This is a genomic window from Mucilaginibacter gossypii (assembly GCF_900100945.1).
GTDB classification, from domain to species: domain Bacteria; phylum Bacteroidota; class Bacteroidia; order Sphingobacteriales; family Sphingobacteriaceae; genus Mucilaginibacter; species Mucilaginibacter gossypii.
Genome location: NZ_FNCG01000008.1, coordinates 54,654 through 80,921, shown reverse-complemented (window position 1 = coordinate 80,921; position 26,268 = coordinate 54,654). Strand labels below are relative to the sequence as shown.

Sequence of the window (26,268 nt, the reverse complement as noted above, 5' to 3'; positions counted from 1 at the left end):
ATGCTTTATTGAGATATGAAAAAACTGTTAGGCTTATTGTTCCTGATCCCGGCAACGGGCGCCTTTGCCCAAAAGCTGGATACCCTTAGCATCGAAAAAATTATGCGCGACCCTAAATGGATCGGGGTTTCACCCTCCAATATCAACTGGGCTAACGATAGTAAAAAGATCTATTTTAAATGGGATGATGATGCTTCGGGCGATACCCGGTTATATTCAGTTAGCCCCGGCGACAACAAGGTACAAAAAGTCAGCATTGCCGAACAGCGTGATCTGGCAGCCGGTTACGGCGAATGGAACAAAAAGCACAGCCAAAAGATATTCAGTAAAAACGGCGATTTATTTTTATACGATGTAAAAGCCAACAAAACCACCCGGCTAACAAATACCGTAGCGCAGGAAGACAGCCCTGTTTTCAGCGGTGATGAAACAAAGATCATTTACAAAGAAGATAATAATCTCTTTGCCCTGAACCTGAATGGCGGCACCCTGGTACAGCTCACCAATTTTGTACGGACAGCAAGCGATAAAAAAAGTAAGGATAAACCCGGCGAACAGGAACAATGGCTCAAAAAACAACAGCTTGAGTTGTTTGATATCATCAAAAAGGAAGCAAAGGACGATAAAAAAGATTCAACAGAAACAGCATTGCTTAAACCCGACAAGCTGAAAGAGATTGCCTATGGCGATAAAAGACTGAGCGCTGTACAGATCAGTCCGGATGGCAGGTTTATCACCTATCGCCTTACCAAACGCGCCGATGGCGTTCAAAACGCGATTGTACCTAATTATGTTACCGCATCGGGTTTCACCGAGGACATACCTAACCGTTCAAAGGTCGGCCGGCCATCGTCAACCTCAGAGACGTTTATTTACGATAAGCGCCGTGAAGCAGTTTACCCGGTTATTACATCAGAGATCCCCGGAATTAAAGACCTGCCCGACTATTTAAAAGATTATCCCGATGAATTAAAAGCCCGTCAAAAGGAAAACGCAGATAGGCAGGTAAATATCGATGGTGTTTTATGGAACCAAAGCGGCAGCAATGCCGTGGTCATTATCTCAGCCCAGGATAATAAAGACTGCTGGATCATGCGCTTAGACCCGGTAAGCGGTAAACTAAGCCTGCTTGACCGCCAGCGGGATGAGGCCTGGATTGGCGGCCCCGGCATTGATGATCCCGGGAATGCAGGTTTTATTGATGATAACCATTTTTATTACCAAAGCGAGGCCAGCGGTTACTCGCATATTTATGTGGTTGATGTAACCAGCGGTGCTAAAAAGCAGCTCACCAGCGGCAAATGGGAAGTACAAACTTTGCAGTTAAGCCAGGATAAAAAGACGTTTTATTTTACTGCCAATATCGATCATCCGGGCATTACCCATTTTTACAGCATCCCGGTTAGCGGCGGTACCTCTGTTAAAATTACCGGTATGAAAGGCGGCAACGAGGTAATACTTTCGCCCGACGAAAAATGGCTGGCTATCCGCTATTCCTATTCAAACAGGCCCTGGGAATTATATATCCAGGCCAATAAACCGGGCGCAAAGGCGGTAAAAATAACCAACTCGGTTTCGGCCGAATACTTGTCATACCCATGGCGCGACCCCGAGATTATTTCCTTTAAAAACCGATACGGTACAGATGTTTATGCTCGCCTGTATCAGCCTAAAAAGCAAGATCCTGCAAAACCTGCTGTGGTTTTTGTACATGGCGCGGGATACCTGCAAAATGTCACCTATTCGTGGAGTTATTATTTCCGTGAGTTTATGTTCAACAACATGCTGGCCGATAATGGTTACACTGTGCTGGACATTGACTACACAGCGAGCGCAGGTTATGGCCGGGATTTCCGGACAGGGATCTATCGCCACATGGGAGGCAAAGACCTCACCGACCAGGTTGATGGCGTAAAGCTGTTAGTAGATAAATATGGCGTTAATCCTAAACATGTCGGCTTGTACGGTGGCTCATACGGCGGTTTCATTACGTTGATGGGCATGTTTACCGAGCCCGATGTTTTCGCGGCAGGTGGGGCCATCCGTTCCGTTACCGATTGGGCGCACTACAACCACGAGTATACATCCAACATCCTCAATGAACCTTTTACGGATGAACAGGCTTACCGTAAAAGTTCGCCTATTTATTTTGCCAACGGCTTAAAAGGCAACCTGCTGATGCTCCATGGTATGATAGATCAGAATGTGAATTACCAGGATATCATTCGCCTTACTCAAAAACTGATAGAGTTGCACAAAGAAAACTGGGAGCTGGCCTCGTACCCTGTAGAAGACCACGGCTTTGAACAACCCAGCAGTTGGGCCGATGAATATAAACGCATCTATAAGTTATTTGAGGGGACGTTGAAGAAGTAGAGTAACTAAGAGGAGCAGCAAAAGGGGACAAGCGGGAGACGCGATGCGGCAATCGCATGCTGTACCGGCGGCTATATATTAAAATTCTCGCAGGTTAAGCTGCGTGCTAAGCTAAAACTCAATCATTTATGAAAAAGGTATCCATTTTACTCACACTGTTTCTTTTTTCCTGTTCACAGCCAATACAAAAACAATCAAAATTGGTAAAAACACCAACTTTGTATCCAGCGAAAAACTATTCAAGCAAACTTTATGATGAGCCTTTTTTTAAAGAAGAACATTTCAGCTATGTAATTAACAGGCAAACGAAAGATACATCAAAACGTAATTACACTTCAGAAACGACAGTTATTGAAGGTAAAGTCAGGCAATATTTCAGAAATTGCGAAGTGACGCTCGATAAAAATGCTCTTGTTTTTAAATTGACGGACACTCCTTTTTCTGATGGCCGCGATGAATTGAAATTTGTTAAATCCCCAGGTGTATTTGAAGCCAAATACAATCAAACTTTTTCAATTACTGATAGCTCATACAAAAAACCTGTTTTTAAAGTGATAGATAAAAACGTTGTTCTTGATAAAGACACCTACGTAAAGGGTGAGCTTTTAAGGGGTAAGTTTTCTTTTCAGATCGCTGCGTCGCATTTGTGGGAAAGCAAATATACCGATACAATATCCGTGTACGGATTTGTAAAAACTATTGTAAAGTAGAAAAACAGATTGGGAATGAGCGTACATTAATTGTATATCCACATCAACACATGCTTCTTTTGTTTCTTCAACAAAGCATCCACAATTTTCATGGTATTATTTGATATAGCCGGACAGCCCCAGCCTTCGGGTGTCCCTGTAGGGTAAACTTCAGTTTCGGCTACCTGTTCCCACGAATGAAAAACGATCTGCCTTGTTAAAGCGTTATTATTGGTTGCTTCCAATCCGGTGAGGTAATACTTTACGTGGATTCCCCAGGCGCTGTAGGCCCGTCCATCTATTTGGTACTTACCGGGGGCAGTACAGTGGCTGCCATCCAGGTTACTGAACGCCGGTTTGTCTTTCGACCATTCACCACTCCAGGGGTTACGGCCGCAGCCATGGCTCACCAGTCCGGAAACCAGCACATCGTTTTTCCTGAAATCCCATACCATAAAACGTTTAACACCCGATGGCAGGGCCATATCAATTAAAATACAATAGCGGGTGTTGTAACCACGCTGCCGGCAAAACGCCAGGCTTTGTTTGGCTTTTTCTTTAACACGGTTAAGGTCGATACGGGGCACGTCGGCATTAACTTTAACACAGCAAAAGGATATTAAGAAAAGCAGGAATAAAGGTTTCAATTGTGTCAGGTTTTGTGTTGTAAACAGAAATATCCGCTTTTTATTACAATAAACCTATCTTGCCAAATGAAAAAACTTTTTCCTTTATTACTTCCGCTAATGTTTTTATTTGGTTGTACAGGAACATCAACCAAAGCACCGGTAACCATTAAGACAGTTAATAACGGAAAAGCATTACAAATTACAGGTTTCGATCCGGCCATCATTAACGAGATCAGCCGTGATTCATCTGCCAAAGCCTGGGAAACGCTCATGGCCGTTTACCGCATGCCCGCCGATACCAGCATGCAAAACCTGCAGCCCGCACAGCCGGGTCGTTATACCGTTCATAACAATGTAGTTGTTTTTACACCCGATACGGTCTTTAGCACACAGCAAACGTATTTTTTTCGTTACTATGATTTCAGTGCCGGTAGTACGCTGACCGATTTGATAAAAAGCCGCAGCAAACCCGGAACCTTGCACTATACAGATTTGATTTTTAAGCAATAAACTACCTATATGCTTGAAAATTTAATATTTTTGATTATATTTGCAACCGTTAATAAAAGAGGGGGCAATTAGTCCCCTCTTTTATTTTATCAATCAAAATTATTCTGTCAAAAACACCGGTGGGTAATGAATATTGAAAAAAGGGTAAAAGAACTGGTAGAAGAGAAGATAGCAGATAAACCAAACCTGTTTATAGTGGATATTAAAATGCACTCGAACGGGAAGCTGATCATTCTGCTTGATGGCGATAACGGTATCGGTATTGATGAATGTGCACAGGTAAGCAGGCACGTAGGTTTCCATCTGGAAGAGGAAAACGTGATTGAAACCGCTTATAACCTGGAGGTTTCATCGCCGGGCATTGATTATCCGCTGTCGTCGCCAAGGCAATACGCCAAGAATGTTGGCCGTAACCTGGGCATTAAAATGAAAGATGGGGCTAAACGCGAAGGCACATTAACCGGCCTTACAGAGGATGCCATCACCATTGAAGAAAAAGTAAAAGAAAAAGGGAAAAAAGCGCAGGTTATAGAAAGCGTTATCCCAATGGACCAAATAACAGAAACAAAGGTTTTAATATCATTTAAGTAAAAAATGAGCAATATTAATTTAATTGATTCTTTTCAGGAATTTAAAGATTTCAAGAACATTGACCGCCCTACCATGATGAGCGTTCTGGAAGACGTTTTCAGGAGCATGATCAGGAAAAAGTACGGTACGGACGAAAATTGCGACGTAATTGTGAACACCGATAACGGTGACTTAGAGATCTGGCGCACACGTAAAGTTATGGAAGATGGCTTTAGCGAAGATGATGACCTGGAGATAGAACTTGCCGAAGCACACCTGTATGATGCCGACCTTGAAGTTGGTGATGATTATATTGAACAGATCACTTTAGAAAGCTTTGGCCGCCGTGCTATTTTAGCCGCCCGCCAAACGCTGGTATCAAAAATCCTGGAATTAGAGAAAGACGAGATCTTCAAAAAATATAAAGACCGCGTAGGTGAAATTGTTACAGGCGAGGTTTACCAGGTTTGGAAAAAAGAAACTTTAGTTCTTGATGATGAAGGCAACGAGCTGTTACTGCCAAAAACAGAGCAGATCCCGGCCGACTACTTTAAGAAAGGCGATAGTGTTAAAGCTGTTGTATCAAAGGTAGATATGCTGAACAGCAACCCTAAGATCATCATTTCGCGTACAGCGCCTGAGTTTTTACAGCGCTTGTTTGAGCTTGAAGTGCCGGAAATTTTTGATGGCTTAATTACCATCAAGAAGATTGTACGCGAACCGGGCGAACGTGCTAAAGTTGCCGTTGAATCATATGACGACCGTATCGATCCGGTTGGTGCCTGCGTGGGTATGAAAGGTTCACGGATCCACGGTATAGTACGTGAGTTAAAAAATGAAAATATCGACGTTATTAACTTTACCAACAACGTTCAGCTATATATTCAGCGTGCATTGTCACCTGCCAAAATCACTTCTATTAAATTAGATGATGAGAAAAAAACAGCGGCTGTGTATTTAAAACCCGACCAGGTATCGTTAGCTATCGGTCGTGGCGGGCACAACATTAAGCTGGCAGGAAAATTGACAGGCTACGAAATTGATGTTTACCGTGAGGCTGATGAGCATGACGAGGATGTGGACATTGAAGAATTTTCTGACGAGATTGAAGGCTGGATCATTGATGAATTTAAACGTATTGGTTTAGATACAGCAAAATCAGTACTGGCCTTAACCGTTGGTGAATTGGTAAAACGTACCGATTTAGAGGAAGAAACAGTAAAAGAAGTGCTATCAATATTGAATGCGGAGTTTGAATAAGCGGAATAAGCAAATTAAAATCGTATTTTTGCACTAAATAAGCAGAGAAAGTAATATTAAATGTCAGAAGACAAATCCATAAAATTAATTAAAGCAGTAAAAGAACTGAACATTGGCATGGGTACCCTTGTCGATTATTTAGCTACCAAAGGATACAAGGTTGACAAGCATCCTATGGCCAAGCTGGATAATGACATGTACAATGCCCTGTTAAAGGAATTTGCTGTTGACAAAAGTATTAAGGAGGAAGCTAAGCAGATCAGTATCGGAAAGATAAGGAAAGAAGAGCCTGCTGCACAGTTTCCTGAAAAGCCGGTTGAGAACCGCCGTTCGCGCGATTTTGAGAACGAAGAGATACTGATCAAGAATACAGGGCACTTTGCACAGCCGCAGGTTGAAAAACCAAAACCGGCCGAGCCTGCTCCGGCAGCGCAAGCTCCTGCACGTTCTGATGAGCGCAATGACGTATTACCTGGTGTTAAGGTGGTTGGAAAAATTGACCTTAACAACCTGAATGCTAAGCCACAGGCGGAGAAGCCTGCGGAAAAACCAGCGGAAGTAGTTGTTAAACAACCCGAGCCAGTTGCACAGGCACCTGCGCCAACACCGGCTCCGGCACCTGTCGAGCCAAAAGTTGAAGCGCCACAGCCGGTAGCCCCGGTTGTACCCGAACCACCAAAGGTTGAAACGCCAAAACCGGCAGCCCCGGTTGCACCGCCGGTAGCCGAAGCACCTAAAGCTGAAGAGCCTAAAGCGCCTGTTGCTGAAAAAGCACCGGTTGCAACACCTCCGGCTGCTCCCGAAACTCCGGTTACACCAGTAGCTGATGAAAGCCAGGAACCGGATGTGATCCGTGCTAAAGCCGAGCGTCTAACCGGGCCAAATATTATTGGTAAGATCCAGTTGCCGGTTAACGCGCCAAAACGCAACCCGGTAGCTTCATCATCAAATTCAAATAATAACTCGGCCGATCACAAACGCAAACGTAAGCGTAAAGATAACCAGGGCAACCCGCAGCAAGGCGGCGGTAACCATCCGCATGGCCAGCAGGGCGGTGGTGGCAATCACCCGCAACAAGGTCAACAGCCCAGCGGTGGTGGTACCATTAATCCTAACCGCCCGGATTTCAGGAACCGTACACATGGAGCACCCGGAAACAGCGGGCCAGGTCAGGGCCAGGGAGGTCATGGCGGTGGTAACCGCCCGGATTTCAGGAACAACCGCAATAATCCGCCTCAACATACAGGACCGAAGGAAGAACCGTCAGAAAAAGACATACAAGACCAGATCAAGGCTACACTTGCGCGCTTAAGTGGCGCAGGTAAGTCGGGCAAGTTTGCACAGCGTGCTAAATTCCGTCGTCAAAAACGTGATGACGTTGCTGCAAGTGCCGAAGAACTGGCAATGGAACAGGAACTGCAATCAAAAGTATTGAAGGTTACCGAGTTCGTAACGGCAAATGAGCTGGCAAGCATGATGGATGTATCTGTAACGCAGATCATATCTACTTGTATGAGCCTGGGTATGTTTGTTTCCATTAACCAAAGGCTTGATGCCGAAACACTTTCAATTGTGGCCGATGAGTTTGGCTACCAGGTTGAATTTGTGAAGCCGCAGGATGAAGAAGCCAACCTTGACCAGCCTGATGATCCGGCCGACCTGGTGACACGTGCACCAATCGTAACCATCATGGGCCACGTTGACCATGGTAAAACCTCATTGCTCGACTTTATACGTAAAACCAACGTAATAGGCGGCGAAGCGGGTGGTATAACCCAGCACATTGGTGCTTACGAAGTAACATTGCCTGATAACAAAGGAAAGATCACCTTCCTGGATACACCGGGTCACGAAGCGTTTACCGCTATGCGTGCAAGGGGTGCGCAGGTTACAGATATTGTAATTATAGTGATAGCTGCCGATGACAGCGTGATGCCGCAAACCCGCGAGGCCATAAACCACGCGCAGGCTGCAGGTGCACCAATCATCTTCGCCTTTAACAAAATTGATAAGCCGGGCGCCAATGCCGATAAGGTAAGGGAACAGTTATCGGCCATGAATATTTTGGTTGAAGAGTGGGGCGGTAAATACCAGTCGCAGGAAATTTCGGCCAAAACCGGCTTAAATGTTGACTTGCTATTGGAAAAGGTATTGCTTGAAGCCGAATTGCTCGAACTGAAAGCTAACCCTAACAAACGTGCCGTAGGTACTGTTATTGAGGCAGCTTTAGATAAAGGCCGTGGTATTGTTACCACCATCCTTGTACAGGCAGGCCGCTTAAAAGTAGGCGACCCGATATTGGCAGGCTGCTACAGCGGTCGTGTTAAAGCGTTAACCAACGAGCGTGGCCAGCGTGTGGACTCGGCAGGGCCTTCAACACCGGTACAGGTGTTGGGTATGCAGGGCGCACCAACCGCGGGCGATAAGTTCAACGCGCTTGAAAGTGAAGTTGAGGCACGTGAAATTGCTAACAAACGCCTGCAGTTACAACGTGAGCAGGGCTTACGTACACAAAAACACATCACCCTTGATGAAATCGGCCGTCGTTTGGCAGTTGGTAACTTCAAGGAGCTTAACATCATTGTTAAAGGTGACGTGGATGGTTCTATCGAGGCCTTGTCAGATTCATTGTTGAAACTGTCTACCGAGCAAATCCAGGTGAACATCATCTCGAAAGCGGTAGGTCAGATCTCCGAATCAGACGTATTGCTGGCATCGGCATCCGACGCGATCATCATTGGTTTCCAGGTACGCCCTTCAGGTAGTGCCCGTAAACTGGCCGAAGCTGAACAGATTGATATCAGGCTATATTCAATCATCTACGACGCGATCAACGAGATCAAAGCGGCGATGGAAGGCATGCTTGCACCAACCTTTGAAGAGAAGATTGTGGCTAACGTCGAAATCCGCGAAACCTTTAAGATCAGCAAAGTTGGTACTATTGCAGGTTGTATGGTATTGGATGGTAAAATTAACCGTAACAGCAAGATCCGCATCATCCGCGATGGTGTGGTGATCTACACCGGCGAACTGGCTTCACTGAAGCGCTTTAAAGATGACGTGAAAGAAGTAAGCGCGGGCTACGAGTGCGGTTTGAACATCAACAACTTTAACAACATTGAAGTAGGCGATATTGTTGAAGCGTACGAAAATGTAGAAGTAAAACGCAAGCTGTAATTGAATAATCAGCTTTATAATATTTAAGGGCTTATCTTTTCAGATAGGCCCTTTTTTGTTGGGGCTTTCTTACAAAGCGGAGACTTACGAAGTTTTTGAAACTTCGTAAGTCTGTATTCTCAGAGGAGGCCTCCGGGACTGGCCGAAGGTTTAGCGATAACGTAACTTCCTCCTAAAATGAGTTAAGCTTTCAGCTTAACTGTACTTGTATACCCGTTCTGTATATGTAGCAATCCTAAGCGTCAGTAATGGGGCTTTTACATTTAACAGCCGTTGAAATCTTATAATAACATTTTTCAATTTAGTTTGTTAGAAATTTTCTCCTAAACAAACAATCACTATGAAATGGACAATCCTTACAATTCTTCTTTTCTCATGCTTTACAGCAATTGGCCAAAAAGCAGATACCATAGCTGTTAAAGATATCAGCACTCACTTAGGTAAAGAAGTGGTTGTAAAGTGCCGGGTTATTGATTTTGATTCCCGTACCAATTTACTGTATCTGTACATCGGTAACCGGTTCCCCAATCACTTGCTAACTATCATTGTAAAAAAACAGGTTAATGGCAAGCGCCTGAAAATTGACAAGGATATCATCTTAGGCCGTCAAATGGTTTACTTTACCGGGAAACTGATCAACTATACTGAAAACCCGGATACCACAGCACTTACAGACCAGGCCATGTTAAAAAGAGAAGTAGAACAGCCGCAGGCAGGAATACTTGAATACACCGGACAGGCTGTTACCATTAGGCATACTTACGAGCCAAGAACAGGGCCGATTGATTTACGGGGCAAGCTTGTAATGATCATAGACGACAGAAAGCAAGTTGGAACAAAAAAATACCCGATAATTATGAATGTCAATTAGTCTTTAGCCAGTTACACACAGAATCTTTCAACTGGTTGAACTTGTGAGCAATGGCGTGACTTTAACAAGTTACTGTATCCGCCAGAAACCTTGTATAATCCCCTACCATGTAACAACTTTGTTAACATATAATATTCCCGATTCTAATTTATAATAAATAGGTTTGTTATTAACTGATCTTATAATTATTATATATGAAATTAAAACTACTCTTTTCCTGTTTAATTACGGCCGGTATTGCAGTACCGTCGTTTGCACAGGAGCCTGTTGATGCTGCAATGGTTCAAAAAATAAGGGAAGAAGGCCTTAACCATTCAAAGGCAATGGAAACGGCTTTTTATCTTACAGATGTTTCGGGCCCAAGGCTTGCTAATTCTCCGGGCTTAAAGCGCGCCCAAAACTGGGCTGTTAATCAGCTTAAAACCTGGGGCATGGCCAACTCTAAATTGGAAGCCTGGGGTAAATTTGGCAAAGGCTGGGAGGTTCAAAAAAACTATGCAGCTATCACGATTCCTTACTATCACGCTATCATCGCCATACCTAAAGCATGGACACCGGGTACAAATGGCTTAATCAAAGGCGAAGTGATGATAATCAAAGCCGATTCGGCAGCAGAGCTTGAGCAATATAAAGGTAAGCTGGCCGGCAAGATCGTGATATTTGATACTAAAGCACCAACAGAACGTACCTGGAAAGTGGATGCCGCCCGTTATACCGATGAGGAACTTACCGAAATGGCCAACGCGAAAGCTACGCCGGCCGGCCCGCGCAGGAACGCTGTAGACCCCAACGCAGCCCAAATGGCTGCTTTCCGTAAATTACGTGCTTTCAGGACTGCATTAAGCCAATTTTTGGTTGATGAAAAAGCTGGCTTGGTGTTAAGCCAGGCCCGCGGTACTGATGGTACAGTGTTTACCACCAACGGCGCTTCATACGCCGATACCGCGAGGGCAGTAGCTCCCGAGCTTGAAACCAGCAGCGAAGATTACCAGCGCATTTTGCGCCTTATAAAAGGCGGTCAGCCGGTACAACTGGAAGCTGATATTAAAACCCAATTCATTACCGACGACATGCAGGGCTATGATGTAGTCGCTGAAATTCCCGGGACGGATAAAAAGCTGAAAGACCAGGTAGTAATGCTTGGCGGCCACCTTGATTCATGGCATGCCGCTACCGGTGCTACCGATAATGCAGCGGGCAGCGCGGTAATGCTGGAGGCCATGCGTATTTTAAAAGCGATTAACTTTAAACCCAAACGCACCATTCGCATCGCCCTATGGAGTTCGGAAGAGCAGGGCTTATTTGGTTCGCGCGGATATGTGGCCAATCATTTTGGCGATCCTAAAACGATGGAGCTTAAACCCGAACAAGCAAAGCTTTCGGCCTATTACAACCTTGATAATGGAACCGGCAAGATCCGTGGAGTGTATTTGCAGGGAGATTCGGCCGCGGCACCTATCTTTAAAGCCTGGCTTGAACCTTTTAAAGATCTTGGCGCCACCACGCTTACCATTCGTAATACCGGCGGTACCGATCACCTTTCATTTGATGCCGTTGGCATTCCGGGCTTCCAGTTTATCCAGGATGCTATTGATTACGGTTCACGTACCCATCATAGTAATCAGGACACTTACGATCGCCTTATTGAAGACGACCTGAAACAAGCCGCTACCATTGTTGCTTCATTTGTTTACCATACGGCACAACGCGCCGAAATGATACCGCGCAAAGAGCTGCCAAAGCCTCAACCGGCAAGGTAAAACTGTTACGATATTTATAGAAAAGCGATGCTCCCGGGCATCGCTTTTTTTGTTTGTGCTTTATGCTATTGTTATTCCAGCCTTGACTTAGTGTATTCAGGGATTATAATAGAAATGGGCCAATACATATGAAAAGCACCTCGTTATTAGCTTATTTTCCTTAAATAGAGCCGTCTGCAGGCAGTTAATTTCCATAAACCATTTTAATAAATTAATTTTGTATGTTTAATGAGCCTATTTATAAAACCCCAAAAACCAGGGAAATCAACAGACGAAGAACTACTTAGTGATTATCGCGCAAGCGGTAACCTAACAGTTTTGGGCAGCTTATATGAAAGATATATGCCCCTTGTTTATGGCGTTTGCCTTAAATATCTGAAAGATGAAGAACTGGCCAAAGACGCGGTAATGGGCATTTTTGAGGAGCTGGTTGATAAGGTTAAAAAGCATGAGATTAACCAGTTCAGGAGTTGGGTGTATGTACTTGGGCGCAATTATTGCTTGATGCAGTTACGGAGTGGTAAAAAGATGGAGCTGGTTAATTTAGATGAAGTTGTGGAATTTACCCCCTTTTTGCATCCTGAGGATAATGACAGGGAAGAGGCTTTGAAAGCTTTGGAGCACTGCATAGCAGGGTTAACCGGCGGACAAAAACAAAGTATCCACCTGTTTTATTTAAAAGAGAAGTGTTATAAAGAAATTGCCGGGATAACAGGATATACTTTAAATGAGGTAAAGAGTTATATCCAAAACGGTAAGAGGAATTTGAAAATTTGCCTCGAACGGAACAGTGCATAGTAAAAAGGCAAATATATTGCAAATACAGAAGTATCTCAACGGAGAGCTTGATGCCCGTGCTATGCATAAACTGGAAATGGAGGCACTAAACGACCCTTTTTTGATGGATGCATTGGAAGGATATGAAAACATGGGGACAAGTCAACAGTTAAACCTTGCTGACCTTGCCTCAAGACTGCGGCAGCGTACCGGAGAAAATAAAGGCCGCGTAATACCGTGGACCGTTTGGCCCATAGCGGCTTCGGTTTTAATAACACTAAGTTTGGGAGGCCTTTATCTTAACAGATCTCCTAAATCCGAACTGCAAAGTAATAACATAACAGGAAACAAAAATTCTGTTCCGCCCGTGGTAGCTGCCGCCGATACCGTAAAGACCGGCGATACAGTTAAAAAAGCGAATACCAATACGCTCATACAGGCCCCATCAATTGCAGTAAGCAAAAAATCAAGACGGGCCAAGCAATCGGCTAATGCACTTTATCAGCAGGAAATTTCCGCTGGTGACAATAAAACAGCTTCTAATGATGTTGCTCCTCCTGTGGGCAGCAATATTTTAGCAGAACCGGCAACTCCGCCACCCGCTGCTAAAGATAAAGTTGCTTTGAAAGAAGAAGGCAATTTAAGTGAGCGGATAGTAGCAGGATACACAGCTCCAATTGCAAAAAAAGATACAGTAAGCCCGGATGTGATAGCACTAAGAGCGAATACGACCGTAGCGAAAGCAAAAGCTCCGCTGCAATTTAAATTACCCGGAAAGGTTGACGGTGTTACATCTTCACCAGCAACTATTTTTGGCAGCAGTAAATCAGCAGCACAATCATTATACATTGCCGGTACTATAATTTCGAGAGATGACGGCTCGCCTTTAATTGGTGCGGCAATCAGGATCAAAGGCACCAACCGGAGCACGGTAACTGACCTTAACGGAAAATTCGCACTCAGTTCGCCGGGGGATAAGGCGACACTTGATGTGGTTTATATTGGTTATGAGCCGAGGCAGGTTAACGCCACACGCGGCGATAGTATTAAAGTAGCGCTTAAGCCAGATTCCAGGGCCCTTAGCGAGGTGGTTGTAACTAAAAAAGACGATGACAACGGTGAGGTAAGTGTCACTGCGGCTCATCCGCAACTGGGCTGGGGCAGCCTGAAAAAATATTTACAAACTAATGCTGTACTGCCTGATGGTACTGCCGGCACCGTGACCGTAACATTTACGGTATTCCCGAGCGGCATCACAGATGAGTTTAGCATTAAAAAAGGCCTGAATGAAGCGGCCGATCAAAAAGCCATAGAGCTTATAAAAAATGGCCCCTCATGGGTTGGCAGTACTAACAACAAACCCGAAGTTGTTACTGTAAAGGTTAAATTCCAAAAGCAAAAATAATATGCCCAATAAAAAAGCTGCGTTGAATAACATCGACGCAGCCTTTTTTGGTATCTCTTTCTTTTTTCTATTTATTGTCCGGTAGTTTTTTTCCTATCAGCAAAAGCAAATACTTTTTGTAATAAAGGCGTTGTACGCGCGCCAAGATTTTGACGAATGTTAAGCTCTTCTTTGGCTATCTCCACAAATAAGCCGTCGATAGCCTTTTGGGTCACATAATCGCTGATGTCAGGATTAAGCTTTGATACAAACGGAACTTTATTGTAAGCCTGGGCCGCGTCAGTATAGTATTTGGTAGCGTTCACTTTGTTTAAGCTGCCCTGGATAACAGGTTTGAATTGCAGGCTTAATTTCGCGGTAGTTGTACGTTTAAAATATTGTGTTGCCGCATCCTGGCTGCCCAATAAAATATTGGTAACATCCTGCAGGGTCATTTGCTTAATAGCATCAACAAAGATAGGTTTTGCCTGTTTTGCAGCGTCTTCGGCTGCGCGGTTAAGCGAAAGGATCACATTATCGCAAAGGCTGTTCAGGCCAAGTCCGCGTAAGGTTTTCTCTGCCTTTTGCGCTTCGGGCGGAAAAAGGATCTTGATAGCGGCATTGCCAAAAAAACCGTTAACTGCCGATAGTTGATCCGAGCTTTTACCTGTGCCTATTTCAAGGGCCTGTTTTAAACCGTTGCCTATTTCAAGCGACGTTGGTGTTCCCTGGTTTTGAATAGTGGCGTTAGCTACCTGGTTTAGCGTATCACAGCTGGTGAATGTAATTAAAGCTATTAAGACGGGGATAATGAGTAGTCTTGTTTTCATAGTAGTAAAACTAACAAAATTACTACCGGTTTGTTTAGGCAAAGAAATGTAATAATGCAAATACACCGGCGGCAATCAGGGCCGAAATAGGTATGGTAATGATCCACGCCCAAACCAGGTTAATGGTTACGCCCCAGCGCACGGCCGATACACGTTTGGTTAAACCCACGCCTATAATTGAGCCGGTGATAGTATGTGTTGTTGAAACCGGAATCCCGAAACGCTCGGTAATAAACAGGGTGATAGCACCAGCAGTTTCGGCACTTACACCTTCAAGCGGGGTAACCTTGGTTATTTTTGAGCCCATGGTTTTAACGATCTTCCAACCGCCCGACATGGTGCCCGCAGCAATAGCTGAGTAACAAGCTAAAGGAATCCACTCCGGCATTACTGAGCCTGGCTTTATCACTTTTGAAGCAATAAGGCTTACGTACAAAATCCCCATTACTTTTTGAGCATCATTACCTCCATGAGCAAAACTTAATGCCGCGGATGAAACCAGCTGCATACGCTTAAACCAGCGTTCCGCGGTGGCCGGCCTGGCAGCCTTGCACAGGTGTAGTATTAAAATGGTTACAACATAAGCTATAATTAAACCAATAAACGGGGCAAGTACGATGTAGGCAACAATTTTAAGCACATATTGCATTTCAACAGCATGCAGGGCGTTGGCACCCATATAAAGCGCGTTAGTCATACCGGCACCGGCAAAGCCCCCAATAAGGGTATGCGACGAGCTTGAAGGGATTCCGAACCACCATGTAAACAGGTTCCAGGTGATGGCTGCTACCAAACCAGCCAGGATCACATGCAGGGTAACATAGTGCTCCAATACAATTTTAGATACGGTATTAGCAACCTTATGATCTTTTATAAAAAAGTAAGCTGCAAAGTTGAATACCGCGGCCATTAACACTGCCTGAAACGGTGTTAATACTTTTGTAGATACAATGGTAGCTATAGAGTTTGCGGCATCATGAAAGCCATTGGTGTAATCAAACAACAGGGCGAGTACAACAATAACTACAAGTAGGGAAGTAACCATTTAGCTGGGGATAAGATTTACTTAAGCGTTTTTAACCAAGATTGACTCCATAACATTAGCTGCGTCTTCGCACATATCGGTAGCAGTTTCAAGGGCGGCTAATATTTCTTTGTATTTAATCAGGCGGATAGCATCCTTTTCATACAGGAACAAGTCGGCTACAGCGCGGTCAAAAACATAATCAGCCTGATTTTCAACACTATTTATCCTGATGCATGAATCGGCGATATTACGCACGTTCCTAAGGTCTTTCAGTTCTCTTACAGCTTTTTCCAAATCAACACTGGCCTGCAGTATCAGGTCAGATAGCTTACGGATGTGCTCATTTAAATCATCTATCCTGTACAGGCTCATGCGGTTGGCCGCACCCTGTATATAGTCAGCCACATCATCAATAGCTGTTGCAAGGGCATGGATATCTTCACGGTCAAAAGGCGTAATGAAGTTTTTGCCAAGCTCCAGGTAAATTTGGTGAGTATATTCGTCGCCTTTGTTTTCAAGCTTGTCAATCTGTTTATATAAATCCTCGCGGGTTGCAGGGTTGTTTGAATTAACTGCTTCAACCAGTATGGTAGCCATAGCTACAACATTGGCCGCGGCTTGTTCAAACAGCGGGAAGAATATTTTTTTATCCTTGGGTACAAAATACTGGAATATACTGTTTAGCGACATAGTGATTTGAAATTGGTGTAAAGGTACAGTTAGTATGTTAAATTATTGTTAACTTTTTAACACAGGTAAATTCGGAAAAGGAATGGTTTGTTTAGCTCTTGCTAATGTAAAACCAAACGTTGAGCCAAGCCCTTCTGTACTGCGCACATTGATGGTTTGCTGATGGGCTTCAATAATATGCTTTACAATAGCAAGCCCCAGCCCGGAGCCGCCAATTTGCCTTGAACGGCTGCTGTCTGTACGAAAAAAACGCTCAAATAACCTTGGCAAAAACTTTTCTTCAATACCTATACCATCGTCAGTAACTTCAACCAAAACCTGGTCATGCAGTACAAAAAGGCTTACCGAAGTACTGCCTTCTTCTTTACCGTACTTAAACGAATTATCTATCAGGTTCACGAGCACCTGTCTTATTTTTTCCCTGTCGGCATTCACTACAATAGGCTCATCGTACTTTTGCTTAAATATAAGTTTAATGTGGTACTGCTTGCCTTTGATCTCCAATGATTCAAAAACCTCTTTGATCAGGTCGTTGATCTTGAATTTAGTGTAATTAATAGGCATCTCGCCCGATTCAAGTTTGGAAATTTCATCAAGGTCTTTGATCAGGTAGCTTAGCCGGTCAACATTTTTTGAAGCTTTTTCCAAAAACTGGCGGGCCATTTCCTTATCATCAAAATCATCATCCTGCAGGGCCTCAATGTAACCCTGGATAGCAAATAGCGGGGTTTTAAACTCGTGCGAGATATTGGATAAAAAATCACGGCGAAATTTTTCCTGTTTGCGGAGTTCGTCTATCTCGGTCTTTTTCTGTTTTGCCCATTCCTTAACCTCCTGCTCTACATCGGCAATGGGGTTGGCGCTCACGTGTTCTCCAAGGGCATCTCTAAGGTCGCGTCCTAATTTCAGGTTATGGATCAGTTTGTAAATTAGCTTGATACGGGAGTAGATGTATTTTTCGATGAGGTAGTAAAAAACGAAGTAACTTACACCAAGGGCCACCGAGAAAGTAACCATTACATCGTACCATTTATGCTGAAAATAAAAATTAACGGCCGAGAGCGTAATTGCCACGCCAAGCGAGGTTGTTAAAACCAGTACACGCAAATTCATAGCGTAAAGCTACGATTTATAGATGATTAACTCCCACCTGAAAGGCCAGCGCCATGTTAATTTAAAATTATCAATTTGTGCTTTTTTTAATAAAGCTAACAATTCGTACCTTTTAAAACCGCGCTTAACCGAAAGCGGACCATCATTTTGGGCCATGGCACTACGGGTAAAAACATGGGTTATAAACACTATGGCATGATATAAAAGCCAGTGACGGTGCAGGTCGGTAATGATAATTCCTTTTTGTGCCGAGGCTTGCATGTTTTTGATGAGCTTAATCCAGCGGTCATCATCAAAATGGTGTGTAAACAGGCTGCAAATGATCACATCAGCCGGTTTAATGAGATATGCTTCGTCAATAACATCGGCTTGGATAAAATTAATATTGTTATAATCCATTGCCTGTTTTCGGGCATAATTAATAGCAGCCTGTGCTGCGTCAACGCCGTTTAAGTTAAGATCGATTTGCTTGCTTTCGGCCCATTTAGCAATAGCTATCAGGGTGTCTCCTCCTCCACAGCCCCAATCAATTACCGAATAACCATTGTAGATGGGAAGCTTTTTCAACGAGCCGATGATGCTTTTATGACCACCAAACAAGGCATTCATCTTTCCCAAACCTTCAAGCACTGGGTTTATTTCGGCTGATGGGAGATCAAAATCATCCATGATCTCCAGCATATCGGTACGGTAACTTAAATCGGGCATATAATATATACGCCTGAACTATACAAATGGTTGGCCGTGAGTTTTACTTATCAGGTATTGTGCAACAGAAGGCAGGTGATTGAGCGTATTTAAAGTAAGGGCCGTCATGTTATCGTTGCCAAACAAACGCTGTAACTGCCGGCCAACCCAAAGCCTTTGCGCAAACTGTTTGTTCCAGCTTTGGGCATAATCCTGCTCAAGGCTGGCGCGCTTTTCAGGATTAAAGCTGCCCGGTTTATAGTGTGTAATGATCTTTTCGGAAAGGATTTTGGCCGAATGAATGGCCATGGTCATGCCGTTACCGCAAAGTGGGGCTATCATCCCGGCGGTGTCTCCGCTCATCAGGATATGATTATCAACAGGCGCTTTTTTCTCAAAGGAGATTTCGTTGATCACTTCAGGTTTATCCAGTAAAAACCTGGCGTTACGAAAGATCTCATCGAGGTAAGGGTTTTTGCGGATCACGTTCTCTTCTAAAGCCTGTAAAGTACCATACTTGCGCAGGTCATCACGATGGGCCATATAGCACATGCAATACCTGTCGCCATCGGTTTTGCTTACCCCACAATAGCCGTCTTTATAATTATTAAGCTGGATGAGGTCCTGTGGGAAATCCATCTGCAAATGGAATTTTACGGCCAGGTATGGGCTGCGTTTATAAAAGAACGGTCGTTTAAGTTTTTGATCGAGGTTGGATCGTTTACCAAACGAGCCGATAGCCAACGGGGCTGTTAATGTTTCGCCGGGAGTTACCACTTCAAATTTTTCGCCAGCAAAACGAATATCCTCCACCCGTGTGCCTGTTAAAATATCAACTCCTTCGGCGAGGGCTTTTTGGTACAGAAAATTATCGAAAGTAAACCTGCTTAAACCAAAACCGCCCAGGTCAAGCTTTTGCGAAAGTTTGGTACCAGATGCTGCTGTTACCTCCAGCCTGTTGATCCGGGCAACGTTTAGTTCATCAAGGTCGATGCCCAACGAAGACAAAAAAGGGATCACCTCGTTCGAGATATATTCACCACAAACGCGGTGCATGGGGTAAGTCTTTTTTTCAATAACTGTAACCTTCAGACCGGCACCGTTCAACAATATGGCGTTAAACAACCCGGCCAGGCCCCCGCCAATTACAATTACATCGCTCATGATGGCTTAATGCATTTCAAGTATCATCCCTTCAACGGTTAAACCCGGACCGAAGGCAAAACTCAGGATCTTTTGATCGACCAGGTTACCTGCCTTCAGCATTTTATCCAGTACAAACAAAATTGTGGCCGACGACATATTACCGTACTCCTGCAAAACCTGGTAAGCAAAGGCGTTGCTTTCTTCAGGTAATTCCAGGGCGTCTTCCACTGCTTCTAAAATGGTGCGCCCGCCGGGGTGAACAGCATAAGCAGTAATATCATCCATCTTAGTTTTGGCCTTTTGCAAAAAGCGCTGGGTAAGTGATTTGATATGTTTCTTAATTTGCTTGGATACCTTGGAGGTGAGTTTCATTTCAAAACCTGTGTTGCCCACATACCAACCCATCTCATTACGTGCTTCAGTAACAAATTCTGAATAGAAGTTTTTGAGTAAAAAGTAATTGCCGCTGCCTAAACGATTGGCCGTATTTTCGACCAAAACGGCAGCAGCCCCATCTGAAAATAGCGAATTAGCAACCCAGTTATCCAGCGTATTCACTTTTTGAAAATGAAGCGTACAAAGCTCTACACTAACAACAAGCACTTTGGCACCGGCATCGGCGCGGCAGATATAGTCGGCTACTTTGAGCCCGTTTATGGCACCGTAGCAGCCCATAAAGTTGATGCAGGTACGTTCGGTATCGCAGTTTAGCTGCAGCCGGTCCACAAGTTCGATATCAATCCCAGGTGCGTGCATACCCGTACAGCTAATGGTTACCAGGTGTGTAATGCTGCCGGTAATGTCATCTCCAAATTTTTGAAGACAGCTTTTTGCGGCATTTACAGCTATGGCGATAGCTTCCTTTTCGTAAAGCTTTAACCTTTTCTGTGTGTCAGGGAATGGTTCGAGCCCTGCCGACTGTTCAAAAAAGGTGAAATCTGCCGCATCCCGATAGCCAAAATCAGGAATTACCGAATAGCGGTAATCAATTCCGGAATGGTCATAAATCCCCTTTAATCTTGCTGCATTGGTTGCATCCAGCCCAAAGGCGTTAGCCATGAAATGGTAAATATCCTGCTGGGCAATCCGATTGGCGGGATTTGCTATCCCGATAGCACTAATGCAACTCTCCATTAAAAATGATTAAGCGTTTTATTTGCTGATCTCCGCCTCAACCGAAACATTGGCCTCATTTGAAAGGATCAGGTTTTTGCCGCCTATGCCAAAATCTGTCCTCAAAATCATAAAGTTTCCTTTCAGTTGTGCTGTATTACCTGATTCCGTATACGTAAAAGGTACTTCAATCAACTTTGTTTTATCTCTTATAGTTACGTTAAAATTACCGGTATAGTTGCTCCCGCTTTTACGTTTAAAGGAAACTGACTTTAGCGTGATCTTTGGATATTTAATTACGTCAAAATAATCTTCGCTTTTAAGATGCCTATCGCGGCTTTCGTTATCGGTATTAACAGTGCTGGATAACACTGACGCTTCAATAGAGCTGCCCTCCAGGTCATTAGGCTTAAACTTAATATCGGCCTGCAAACCGCCGAAGGTACCCCCGACATTAAAGCCAAGGTTTTTAATCTTAAAGCTGATATCTGATTTAGATACCGTTTGCGCGAAGCCCGCTGTCGTCGCGAAAATTAAAAGTACAACTATATAAATTTTCTTATTCATGTTACATTAACGCTGTTTCAAACATAATAATTTATACTGAAGGAATTTTGTACTTAAGGTTGTATGTTTATAACCATAATCAGGCAACCTGATGTTGCCTCCGGCAGTAATTATAATGTAAAAACACGCCATGAAGTTTAAACAATTTATCCCTACCCGGTCGGCATTTGCGCATTTAAGGTTTGTGTTTTCTGTTTTTTTGCTGCCGGTGTACCTGTTTGCCTTTAGCCAGGCCGATGTGGTGAAAGCTTCAACAGCCGTACTTGTATTTTTTATATGGCATTTCCTTGCTTTCCCGGCCAGCAATGGCTATAACAGTTATTTTGATAAGGATGAAGATAGCATTGCCCTGTTAGCCAAACCGCCCGAAGTGGATCTCAGCCTGTATTATTTTTCCATTCTGCTGGAGGTTATTGCGTTTTTGCTTGGCTTTATCATTAGCTGGGAGTTTGCCTTTGCGGTGCTCATTTATGGCATTATGTCAAAATTATACAGCCATCCTGCTACCCGGTTAAAAAAATATCCGATTATCAGTTTTTTAACGGTGTTTATTTTCCAGGGATGTTTTATTTATTACACCACCTATACCGCTTTGACCGGTACGAGCCTGTTTGGTCATTGGGATTTAGGCCTGATTATTCCGGGGGCTATCAGCTCCTGCCTCATTGGGGCATCATACCCCTTAACCCAGGTTTATCAGCATGAAGAAGACAGCAGGCGGGGCGATAAAACGCTTAGTATCGTTTTAGGCTACAAAGGCTCCTTTATTTTTTCGGGCGTATTGTTTGCCGCGGGGATAGCCCTTTCTTACTGGTATTGGCACCTGGCTGGGATGATGCTTAACTTTTATTTCTTTATAGTATGCGCCGCGCCAATATTTTTCTTTTTTAATTATTGGTTTTATAAAGTAGGGCGATCGACAGCCAACGCTAATTTTAAAAACGCCATGCGTATGAATTTCATCAGCTCGGGTTGTATGCTGGTTTATTTCGGAGTGCTGGCGGTGTTTAGTTGATAGATAGATCTAAAAACTAAACGCGTCATTGCGAGTACCCATCAGGGAAACCCTAAAAAAAAGCAATGACATGTAAAATATATTTTAACGGTGTTGCGCGTGGGCCGCGTTAGATTCTGTGTTGATATGCAAAAGTTATTTTTTATTTTTGAGTCTTAGGCAGCTTTATGTTAGCCTGTTTAGGGCAGTCCTTCAATTGAAGCGACTGCTCTAACTATTTTCGGATATGTGTGCATTCTGTTGAAGGTAGTCTTTTTCGAATGGTTTGTTGGTTTTGTATATAGTGTATACCATCTCCAATAATTTTCTTTGTACTGCTACAGTAGCTTTCATTTTCACGCTATTTCGGGATACGATCCGGACAAATATAGCTTTATATCTTTCTGAATGTCTTATGGCCGCTAATGCAGGTAAGTGCATGGCTTTTCGTAAATGCTTGTTCCCCCTTTTAGATATCTTGGGTTTGCCCTTAACGGATGAGCCGGATTCTTTTTCCCTGACATCCAGCCCGGCGTAACTGGTCAGCTGCTTTTTACTCCTGATCAGCTCAAAGCCGTTTGTTTCGGCTATGATCACAGTGGCCGTTAATAAGCCGACTCCAGGAATAGTGGTAATGGTAGCCAGTGTTTGTTTTAAATGTTTGTCCTGTGCTACAGCTGTTCTAATCTCAGTAAGTATTTCTTTAAGTTGTTCACCAATCATCTTTATCCTGTCCATCATTCTGCGGATAGTATCTTCCCCCGGAAAAGCTTCGGACTGTTCAGCATGTAGCTGGTTCTTGATCATGGTTCTTTCTGCAATAAGTTGTTCTCTTTCACGGGTTATCTGCCGCAGGGTCCTGAACACCCTTTTGGGTTGTACCCAGTTATCCAGTTTCTTTTCAAGTCCGAACATGGCTATGGCAAAAGACATTGATTTATCGGTAATTGTTTTGATCTCCAGTGTCTTGAAGAAGTTTGAGATCTTGTTGGGCATGACAATACTTACAGCATACCCTTTGCCGGCCAGATAATAAGCAAGGCGCTCGTGGTATACACCTGTGGCCTCCATTACATATCTTAATGGATATTGGGGGATGCTTTGCTTGTTTATCCATACTTCCAGGTTTGCAAATCCTTTTTCATTGTTTGGAAAAATCTTGTTCGCATAAACTGTTATAACTGCCTGCTCATCCATCTTGCCGATAGAAACCACCAGCTCTTTTTGAGCCACATCAATACCTACTACTTGTTTTAATAATCTGCTTGCCATTGATCAAAGTTTTTAACTGTTATAAGTGAAAACCTTTCTTCGTTTTTCCTCCTGTTGGTTATCCTGGATATACTGCCTGGTCGTATTCCTTACATTCTGTTCAAACTCAAAAAAGTAAAGGAGTGAGGCTATATCTAACGCTCAACATGCTCAAGGCTGTTTGGGATTGCTGTGCTCTCACTCTTTTCACTCATAAAATCATTACAATAATATTAGATGTAAACATAGGAGGGATTGCAGTGTAAAGCCCGGAGCGCGCAATGGGGTTGCGGGCGGGAAAGGCGAGGACTTGCAACGGAAAGCCCGGGCCGCAGGCAACGCCCATGTTATAAAATCCATCAAGAAAAATATACTTAATAATCAACAACTTACAATCACGTCATTATAAGGCACGAAGCAATCCCAAACTATGCAGATTCGCTCTGTAGGTCGGGGATTCCTTCGTGCAATGACGCATTGTATTATAGCAATTTTCTTTTTACTTCTTCGCAGCCCAGGCATCCATTTTAGCCTCAAAAACCGCCATTGGCATAGCGCCATCTTTTAACACCTGGTCATGAAATTCGGCGATATTGAACTTGCTGCCTAACTGTTTTTCATATTTGGTACGCAGTTCGCGGATTTTGAGTGCGCCTATTTTGTAGCTCAATGCCTGGCCGGGGATAGCCATATAACGTTCAATTTCGGCAGTTGCACCTTGCTCACTGATAGCTTCGTTATCCATCATATATTTAATAGCCTGCTCACGGGTCATTCCTTTGGTGTGGATGGCTACGTCAACCACCAAACGGATGGCACGGTGAATCTCATCGCCTAACGCGCCCATATACTGGTACGGATCGGTGTATAAGCCAAGCTCTTTACCTAATGATTCGCAATACAGCGCCCAGCCTTCTACATAGGCTGTTTCCCCGCCATCAAAGCGACGGAATTTTGGCAATGAAGCGTTTTCCTGGGTTAACGAAATCTGATAATGGTGACCAGGAATTGCTTCATGCAAAAACAACGATTCCATGCCCGATGTGGTGTTAAACTTAGTGGCATCTAATATCGGCACGTAAAAAATACCGGGACGGGTACCATCTGCCGAACCCTGGTTATATTCGGCACTGGCCGATGCCGCGCGGAAGGCTTCGGTTTGCCTGATCTCGAAAGGGGTTTTAGGCACATGGTTAAACATTTTTTTCAGGTTTGGCTCCATGCGTTTGTGAATGTTTTCAAAAGCATCAAGTACATCCTTCGGGGTTTTGTAAGGAGTAAACTTAGGGTCGGTTTTCATGTATTCAAAAAACGCCTTCAAATCGCCCTTAAAGCCAACACTGGTTTTGATGCTATCCATTAAGCCACGGATCCGGGCAACTTCTTTCAAACCCAATTGGTAAATTTCTTCCGGAGTTTTATCGGTAGTAGTTTGTTGTTTAACTAAATAGGTGTATTTAGCAGTACCATCCGGCAGGGATGAAAAACCCGAGGTTGCACGTGCGTGGGGCAGGTATTGATTTTTCAGGTAATCGGCCAGTTTTTGGTAGGTTGGGTTAACTATGGTAGTTATCGCTTTTTTATAAGCCTCCGTCAGCTGTTTTTTATCAGCGTCCGAAAAATCCTTCGGCATATTCTTAACAGGTCCGTAGAACAGGCTTTTTTCTACATCTTTTGATACCAGGTCTTGCATTTCGGGAATCATTTTAACAACTAACGATTTTGGCAGTACTACGCCTGTTTTGATGCCTTTGTTAAAATTGGAGATGGCGGTATCCGCCCAGATCTGGAAAGCAGATAAACGTTTCAGCCAGTCGTTATAATCAACAACCGTTTTAAAGGGCTGCGCGCCAGAGCCCGAGCCCAGCTGCCCCATGGTAATTGGCAGGGCATAAAACTGGTTAAAAGGCATGTACTCAAAATGATACTTGAAATTATCAAGGGCCAGTTGCTCCTCGTAGGTAAATATATCGTATGATAGCCTATCGTCTTCGTTCAGTTCTGCGCGGTCAAAGTTTTTCACTTTCGACAAGTAAACCGAGTTATAATCATGCGCCTTTTTCAAAAACTCAGCAGAGCCATCGTTAGGTAGCAAGTCATTATAGCGCCTGTCGCCAATGTAGGTTGCATTAAGCGGGTAAAGTTTTAAGCCGTCCTGAAAATAATCTTCAAAAACTTTGGCGAGATCCTTATTGGCTGGAATGCCGCTGGCGGTGTCTGTTGATTTAGGTTGATTACAGGCTGCAAACGAACCTGCTATGAATAGCATGAGTAGTATTTTTTTCATGAGGGTGTTGTTTAAACGATAAAGCTACGGAAAGGGAAAATATAATCAATAATGATATCTGCATTGCAGAATAAATATCGCGTCTGCTTCTACTCTGTAAATTAGCCTGTGTTCGAGATTTATCCGGCGCGACCACCAGCCAGCTAAATTATGTTTTAAAGGTTCGGGCTTTCCACTTCCTTCATATGGAGTTCGTTCTATTTCTTTGATAAGAGAGTTGATCTTCTTTAAAATAGATTTATCTGTCGTTTGCCAATAAAGGTAATCTTCCCATGCAGGGTTTTGGAAAATTATCTTCACTCTTCAAGTAGCTTTCTTTCCTTGCCTAAACCTTTTTCATATTCCTGGATACCATGAAGTAATCTTTCTGCATTTTTAGGGCTTTTTAAAAGATAGAAAGTTTCCTCCATGCTTTCGTAATCAGCTTTCGATATCACAACAATATCTTCGGCATTGGCACTTGTCACTACCAAAGGCTTATGATCATTCCGCACCTTATCTAAAAAAGATTTTAGTTGCTGCCTGAAGGCAGTGTAAGTTGTGATCTCCATTCAAATTAG

General features: G+C 43.7%; 24 protein-coding genes. 11 read left to right on the top strand and 13 right to left on the bottom strand.

The genetic code is table 11. The annotated features are described in order from the left end of the window. The first annotated feature begins 15 nt into the window (after positions 1 to 15). A complete protein-coding gene (locus tag BLS28_RS16000; protein WP_091169274.1) occupies positions 16 to 2,376 on the top strand; it encodes a prolyl oligopeptidase family serine peptidase in 2,361 nt (786 codons plus the stop codon). A gap of 128 nt (positions 2,377 to 2,504) precedes the next feature. Next, positions 2,505 to 3,086 (top strand): hypothetical protein, encoded by a 582-nt coding sequence (locus BLS28_RS15995; protein WP_091169270.1) that lies wholly within the window; start codon positions 2,505 to 2,507, stop codon positions 3,084 to 3,086. 26 nt (positions 3,087 to 3,112) lie between these two features. On the opposite strand, the gene BLS28_RS15990 is transcribed toward BLS28_RS15995, so the two are convergent. Then, positions 3,113 to 3,712 (bottom strand): murein L,D-transpeptidase catalytic domain-containing protein, encoded by a 600-nt coding sequence (locus BLS28_RS15990; protein ID WP_091169267.1) that lies wholly within the window; start codon positions 3,710 to 3,712, stop codon positions 3,113 to 3,115. Positions 3,713 to 3,778: 66 nt separating this feature from the next. On the opposite strand from BLS28_RS15990, the gene BLS28_RS15985 reads away from it, so the two are divergent. The 8 genes from BLS28_RS15985 (at position 3,779) to BLS28_RS15950 (ending at position 14,024) form a co-directional block, all read left to right on the top strand. Beyond that, on the top strand, positions 3,779 to 4,204 hold the full coding sequence (locus tag BLS28_RS15985; RefSeq protein ID WP_091169264.1) for a hypothetical protein: 426 nt from the start codon (positions 3,779 to 3,781) through the stop codon (positions 4,202 to 4,204). Positions 4,205 to 4,330: 126 nt separating this feature from the next. After that, positions 4,331 to 4,795 (top strand): ribosome assembly cofactor RimP, encoded by a 465-nt coding sequence (gene rimP / locus BLS28_RS15980; protein ID WP_091169262.1) that lies wholly within the window; start codon positions 4,331 to 4,333, stop codon positions 4,793 to 4,795. 3 nt (positions 4,796 to 4,798) lie between these two features. Further along, on the top strand, positions 4,799 to 6,034 hold the full coding sequence (gene nusA, locus BLS28_RS15975; protein WP_090532515.1) for a transcription termination factor NusA: 1,236 nt from the start codon (positions 4,799 to 4,801) through the stop codon (positions 6,032 to 6,034). Positions 6,035 to 6,094: 60 nt separating this feature from the next. Continuing rightward, on the top strand, positions 6,095 to 9,211 hold the full coding sequence (gene infB, locus BLS28_RS15970; protein WP_091169256.1) for a translation initiation factor IF-2: 3,117 nt from the start codon (positions 6,095 to 6,097) through the stop codon (positions 9,209 to 9,211). 340 nt (positions 9,212 to 9,551) lie between these two features. Beyond that, the gene (locus tag BLS28_RS15965) at positions 9,552 to 10,082 is read left to right on the top strand and encodes a hypothetical protein (RefSeq protein WP_091169252.1); all 531 of its coding nucleotides are present in this window, start codon (positions 9,552 to 9,554) and stop codon (positions 10,080 to 10,082) included. A 194-nt stretch (positions 10,083 to 10,276) separates the two neighbouring features. After that, complete coding sequence (locus BLS28_RS15960) at positions 10,277 to 11,842, top strand: M28 family metallopeptidase (RefSeq protein ID WP_091169251.1); 1,566 nt, start codon at positions 10,277 to 10,279, stop codon at positions 11,840 to 11,842. A gap of 228 nt (positions 11,843 to 12,070) precedes the next feature. After that, positions 12,071 to 12,640 (top strand): RNA polymerase sigma factor, encoded by a 570-nt coding sequence (locus tag BLS28_RS15955; RefSeq protein ID WP_091169249.1) that lies wholly within the window; start codon positions 12,071 to 12,073, stop codon positions 12,638 to 12,640. 16 nt (positions 12,641 to 12,656) lie between these two features. Continuing rightward, positions 12,657 to 14,024, top strand: a complete 1,368-nt coding sequence (locus BLS28_RS15950; protein ID WP_143020785.1) for a carboxypeptidase-like regulatory domain-containing protein — start codon at positions 12,657 to 12,659, stop codon at positions 14,022 to 14,024. A gap of 71 nt (positions 14,025 to 14,095) precedes the next feature. On the opposite strand, the gene BLS28_RS15945 is transcribed toward BLS28_RS15950, so the two are convergent. The 8 genes from BLS28_RS15945 to BLS28_RS15910 are packed head-to-tail and all read right to left on the bottom strand — an operon-like array spanning position 14,096 to position 21,176. After that, positions 14,096 to 14,833, bottom strand: a complete 738-nt coding sequence (locus BLS28_RS15945) for a DUF4197 domain-containing protein (protein ID WP_091169712.1) — start codon at positions 14,831 to 14,833, stop codon at positions 14,096 to 14,098. A gap of 34 nt (positions 14,834 to 14,867) precedes the next feature. Then, positions 14,868 to 15,878 (bottom strand): inorganic phosphate transporter, encoded by a 1,011-nt coding sequence (locus BLS28_RS15940; protein ID WP_090532528.1) that lies wholly within the window; start codon positions 15,876 to 15,878, stop codon positions 14,868 to 14,870. Between the two features lie 21 nt (positions 15,879 to 15,899). Next, on the bottom strand, positions 15,900 to 16,550 hold the full coding sequence (locus BLS28_RS15935; protein WP_091169240.1) for a DUF47 domain-containing protein: 651 nt from the start codon (positions 16,548 to 16,550) through the stop codon (positions 15,900 to 15,902). A 48-nt stretch (positions 16,551 to 16,598) separates the two neighbouring features. Beyond that, positions 16,599 to 17,663 (bottom strand): sensor histidine kinase, encoded by a 1,065-nt coding sequence (locus BLS28_RS15930; RefSeq protein ID WP_091169237.1) that lies wholly within the window; start codon positions 17,661 to 17,663, stop codon positions 16,599 to 16,601. A gap of 9 nt (positions 17,664 to 17,672) precedes the next feature. Further along, positions 17,673 to 18,371: a methyltransferase domain-containing protein gene (locus tag BLS28_RS15925; RefSeq protein ID WP_091169233.1), complete on the bottom strand. Its 699-nt coding sequence runs from the start codon at positions 18,369 to 18,371 to the stop codon at positions 17,673 to 17,675. Between the two features lie 18 nt (positions 18,372 to 18,389). Next, positions 18,390 to 19,514, bottom strand: coding sequence for an NAD(P)/FAD-dependent oxidoreductase (locus BLS28_RS15920; protein ID WP_091169229.1), 1,125 nt, complete (start codon positions 19,512 to 19,514; stop codon positions 18,390 to 18,392). Between the two features lie 6 nt (positions 19,515 to 19,520). Next, on the bottom strand, positions 19,521 to 20,630 hold the full coding sequence (locus tag BLS28_RS15915; RefSeq protein ID WP_090532538.1) for a type III polyketide synthase: 1,110 nt from the start codon (positions 20,628 to 20,630) through the stop codon (positions 19,521 to 19,523). 18 nt (positions 20,631 to 20,648) lie between these two features. Next, positions 20,649 to 21,176, bottom strand: a complete 528-nt coding sequence (locus tag BLS28_RS15910) for a YceI family protein (protein ID WP_090532541.1) — start codon at positions 21,174 to 21,176, stop codon at positions 20,649 to 20,651. Between the two features lie 130 nt (positions 21,177 to 21,306). On the opposite strand from BLS28_RS15910, the gene BLS28_RS15905 reads away from it, so the two are divergent. Continuing rightward, positions 21,307 to 22,191 (top strand): UbiA family prenyltransferase, encoded by an 885-nt coding sequence (locus BLS28_RS15905; protein WP_090532542.1) that lies wholly within the window; start codon positions 21,307 to 21,309, stop codon positions 22,189 to 22,191. A gap of 210 nt (positions 22,192 to 22,401) precedes the next feature. Here the strand turns inward: BLS28_RS15905 and BLS28_RS15900 are convergent, their stop codons facing one another. The 4 genes from BLS28_RS15900 to BLS28_RS15885 all read right to left on the bottom strand — a co-directional run bounded on the left by BLS28_RS15900 (position 22,402) and on the right by BLS28_RS15885 (position 26,259). Then, complete coding sequence (locus BLS28_RS15900; protein WP_091169225.1) at positions 22,402 to 23,442, bottom strand: IS110 family RNA-guided transposase; 1,041 nt, start codon at positions 23,440 to 23,442, stop codon at positions 22,402 to 22,404. 478 nt (positions 23,443 to 23,920) lie between these two features. Further along, positions 23,921 to 25,708 (bottom strand): DUF885 domain-containing protein, encoded by a 1,788-nt coding sequence (locus BLS28_RS15895; protein ID WP_091169222.1) that lies wholly within the window; start codon positions 25,706 to 25,708, stop codon positions 23,921 to 23,923. A gap of 45 nt (positions 25,709 to 25,753) precedes the next feature. Beyond that, positions 25,754 to 26,008, bottom strand: coding sequence for a Txe/YoeB family addiction module toxin (locus tag BLS28_RS15890; RefSeq protein WP_090532546.1), 255 nt, complete (start codon positions 26,006 to 26,008; stop codon positions 25,754 to 25,756). Then, complete coding sequence (locus tag BLS28_RS15885; RefSeq protein ID WP_090532548.1) at positions 26,005 to 26,259, bottom strand: type II toxin-antitoxin system Phd/YefM family antitoxin; 255 nt, start codon at positions 26,257 to 26,259, stop codon at positions 26,005 to 26,007. Before BLS28_RS15885 ends, BLS28_RS15890 begins: the two co-directional genes overlap by 4 nt. Positions 26,260 to 26,268: the final 9 nt, after the last annotated feature.